The following is a 3,864-nucleotide window of genomic DNA, read 5'->3' on the forward strand; positions in this document are numbered from 1 at the left end:
TAAATATTAAAAAAAAGATAATAAATATAAATAGATATTAAAAAAATTATTTAACCAAAAATAAATATAAAGAAATAAAATGAACCTTGTTAAAAATCGCTTTTATAAATCCATAAAGCAAATAAAGAGATCTTGGTAATCAACGTTACTCGTGTTAAACGCGCCACCAATAGGTTGAATGATGAAAAATCAAATAAATGACACTATAGTTGCACCTGCAACAGCTAAAGGTGAAGCGGCGGTTGCAATAGTACGATTATCAGGCAAGCATGCATGCAGAGTGTCAAAATTACTTACATTAAATAACAGCAATAGAATCACCCATAAACTTTATAAAGCCAAAATTTACTCAATAAAAAGGCAGTTAATTGATGAAGGTATGATAGTGCATATGCATGCACCAAATTCATATACGGGTGAAGATGTAGTTGAATTTCAACTTCATGGATCTAATGTAATTGTTAATGAAGTATTAACTAATTGTATTAATGCTGGTGCTAGATTAGCTGAGCCGGGTGAATTTACCCTAAGAGCATTTTTAAATGGACGCATTGATTTAACTCAAGCTGAAGCAGTTTGTGACTTAATTGCAGCCAGTGATAACAACCAAAGGCAAGTTGCTGCTCATCAATTACTAGGTAATATTGGTCAAAAGATAACTGCCATATTAGATGAAATTGAAGGCATTTTAGCAAATTGGCAAGCAAAGTTAGATTTTCCAGAGCAAGTTGGTGAAGGTAATATTGAGCAGTACGAAATTGAGAAACTAAACGACATTAATAAACAAATTGAACAATTAATAAATGGTGCAAGATTAGATTTATATAAACGTCATCAAATTGTTTTAGCAGGCGCTCCAAATGTAGGTAAATCAAGTCTATTGAATATATTAGTAGGAAAGCGACGCGTACTTGTTGATGAAAAACCAGGCACAACTAGAGATCCAATAGAAGCAGAAATTTTAATCGGCGTAAATCGTATAACTATCTGGGATACTGCAGGGATTCGGCAAGAAGCAAAAGGTTTAGAAAAAAGTGGTATTGAATTAACTATGGAGCAAATAAATGATGCTCATGCAATTTTATGGCTAGTTAGCCCTAATGATTATCAATGGCCACCAAAAGAATTTAGCAATGATTTTAAACCAAGAATAAAAATTCTTGGTAGTAAAAGTGACCTCACAACCTCAGAACAACAAACAAGAATTAGTGAATACGCTCAAGAAAACGGTTATGAATTTATCAGTTTTATTTCATCAAAAAATGGTCAAGGTATCGATACGTTACGTTTATGGTTAAAAAACTTTGGTCCGCAAATTGATGACGATTTGGTAGTAATTGTAAGAGAACGTCACCTGCAGGAATTACAGCAAGCAAAACAAGCAATAAATAGAACTATAAGTGAACAAAGCCAAACTACTCTTGATATATTAGAGATTGAATTAGAAACAGCAGCGAAACATCTTGGCAATATTCTTGGGCGTGAAATCGAGAGTGAAGTACTCGATAAAATTTTTGCCCAATTCTGTTTAGGCAAATAAACGAGAGTACTTTGGGGGTGTTCCTAATATCGGAGGTTTCACGTGAAACAATATGATGTAATAGTTATAGGTGCAGGTCATGCTGGTTGCGAAGCGGCATATACATCAACCCGTCTTGGGGCAAAAGTAGCATTAATTACATTACGTAAAGATAGAATAGCACAAATGAGCTGTAACCCAGCTATTGGTGGTGTAGGAAAAGGACATTTAGTGCGTGAAGTCGATGCACTTGGCGGTGCCATGGCTCAGATTGCCGATGCTACTGGTATTCAATTTCGGCGATTAAATATGAGTCGTGGAGCTGCAGTACGTTCTCGTAGAGCTCAATCAGACTCTGAAAAATATAAAAACGCAATGACAGAGTTTTTATTAGGGATAAATGATATCGATATAATAGAAGGTGAGGCTGTTGATATCCTTAAAGATAATAATATGATAAATGGTGTTGTGTTAGATTCTCAAACAATAATCTATGCTAAGGCTGTAGTTGTTACTACTGGTACTTTTTTAAATGGTTTGTGCCACATTGGTGAAGAAAAATTTAACGCCGGTCGTGTAGGCGATATTGCTGCTACTAAATTAAGTAATGCGCTAATAAGATTAGGATTAAAATTAGAGAGATTTAAAACAGGCACAACACCAAGGTTAGCTAAAGATAGTATCGATTATAGTAAATTAGAAGCGCAACATGGTGACGAGACAAAAGCTACTTTTTCATTTGATTATATAAAAAATGAGCTACCCCAAATTGCTTGTTATATAACATTTACCAATGCGGTAACAAATGAAGCGGTTCTATCTAACTTGCATCGCTCGCCATTATATCAAGGTGAAATAATAGGAAGAGGACCACGATATTGTCCATCGTTTGAAGATAAACTAGTGCGATTTGCTGATAAAGAGCGGCATCAAATATTTTTAGAACCTGAAGGTATAGATTCTGATAGGGTTTATCCAAATGGTTTGCCAACAAGCATGCCCAAAGATGTCCAAGATGCTTTTGTTCACAGTATAGTTGGATTAGAAAAGGCACATATTCTTCAGTATGGTTATGCAGTTGAATATGATTATGCGCCGCCAACGCAGCTATTACCGAGTCTAATGGCAAAGTGTCAGCCAGGTATATTTTTAGCTGGTCAGATTAATGGAACTAGTGGCTATGAAGAAGCAGCAGCACAAGGAGTGATGGTAGGGCTAAACGCTGTAAGGTTTTTAGATAACAAACCAGCCGCAATTTTAGGACGCAATCAGGGCTATATCGGAGTTATGATAGATGACCTTGTAACTAAAGGTGTTGATGAGCCGTATCGCATGTTTACTTCACGTGCAGAACATAGATTAGTCCTGCGTGAATCAAATGCTGAAATGAGATTAACTGAGATTGCAAAGGATTGGGGAATTGTAAGTGGCAAACGTTTCGAATCAGCCAATAAAAGGATAAATGAAATTAACCGGCTGCATGATGCTCTAAAGCATGAAAAGTTAGGAGAAGAATTAGCCAATCAATTAAATTTAGATAAAAGTTTTATTAATGCAACGTTATATGAATTATTAAAACGTCCAGAAATTTCGTTAGAAAATATTATAGAGCAAAGAAAGGAAAAAATTGATCGAGAAATTATTCAGTGTGTTGAAGAAGCAATCAAATATGAAGGATATATAAAAAAAGAAGAAAAAGAAATTGCGCGACAGCAAGAATTAGAAAATTATCAAATTCCTAAAAATATTAAATATGAAAATATGCCAGGATTATCACGAGAACTCAGAGAAAAATTAAACAAAGTACAACCAAAGACTCTTGGACAAGCTAGTAGAGTACCAGGAATGACTCCAGCAGCAGTATCGTTGCTAAGGGTAAAGGCATACAGATAAATAGATATTAGTAAAAATAAGCTCATTTAAAATTCCCCGTTTTCTATTATCTATTCATTAAATCTTCTTTATTTTTAAACTGGGTATTTAAACAACAGGGATAGGAAATAGGAAATAAGGAATACATTAACAAACATCGCCTTAAGGCGGTGGGTTTAAAAGCAATGCGGACTAATAAGTCCTGTTCCGTGCAAAGCACGGCTGAAGATCCCAACTTAAGCAGGTTTAAGTTTCTACTTTAAACTCTTCGTCTGTATCATGATTTTGCTCTTCGATATAAGTTTTTATAGTCCCGTCTGTTACATTACCACTACTTCGACAAAAATATCCCTGAGCCTAAAGATGACCTCCTCAAAACGACTTTTTTAAATTTGGGAACTCTTGCATTATTTTAAATGCACTTTTTCCTTTTAAATATTGCATTAAACGACTGATACATACTTGTGGCGGTA

At 34.9% G+C, this 3,864-nt stretch carries 3 protein-coding genes; 2 read left to right on the plus strand and 1 reads right to left on the minus strand.

Annotated elements, in window-relative coordinates; all coding sequences use genetic code 11:
• Positions 1-178 precede the first annotated feature (178 nt).
• Positions 179-1,540 carry a tRNA uridine-5-carboxymethylaminomethyl(34) synthesis GTPase MnmE gene (gene mnmE / locus JW841_12855; GenBank protein ID MBN1961827.1) on the plus strand — a complete coding sequence of 454 codons (1,362 nt, stop codon included), beginning with the start codon at positions 179-181 and terminating at the stop codon, positions 1,538-1,540.
• A 42-nt stretch (positions 1,541-1,582) separates the two neighbouring features.
• On the plus strand, positions 1,583-3,412 hold the full coding sequence (gene mnmG, locus JW841_12860; protein ID MBN1961828.1) for a tRNA uridine-5-carboxymethylaminomethyl(34) synthesis enzyme MnmG: 1,830 nt from the start codon (positions 1,583-1,585) through the stop codon (positions 3,410-3,412).
• A gap of 351 nt (positions 3,413-3,763) precedes the next feature.
• On the opposite strand, the gene JW841_12865 is transcribed toward mnmG, so the two are convergent.
• The coding region (locus JW841_12865; protein MBN1961829.1) for a transposase at positions 3,764-3,864 on the minus strand (101 nt) is incomplete at its 5' end.

The organism is Deltaproteobacteria bacterium (assembly GCA_016931625.1).
Taxonomy (GTDB): Bacteria; Myxococcota; XYA12-FULL-58-9; order XYA12-FULL-58-9; family JAFGEK01; genus JAFGEK01.

Excerpts from the sequence above, each read along its gene's own strand:
- mnmE (MBN1961827.1), top strand. The coding sequence starts at position 179 with ATGATGAAAAATCAAATAAATGACACTATAGTTGCACCTGCAACAGCT.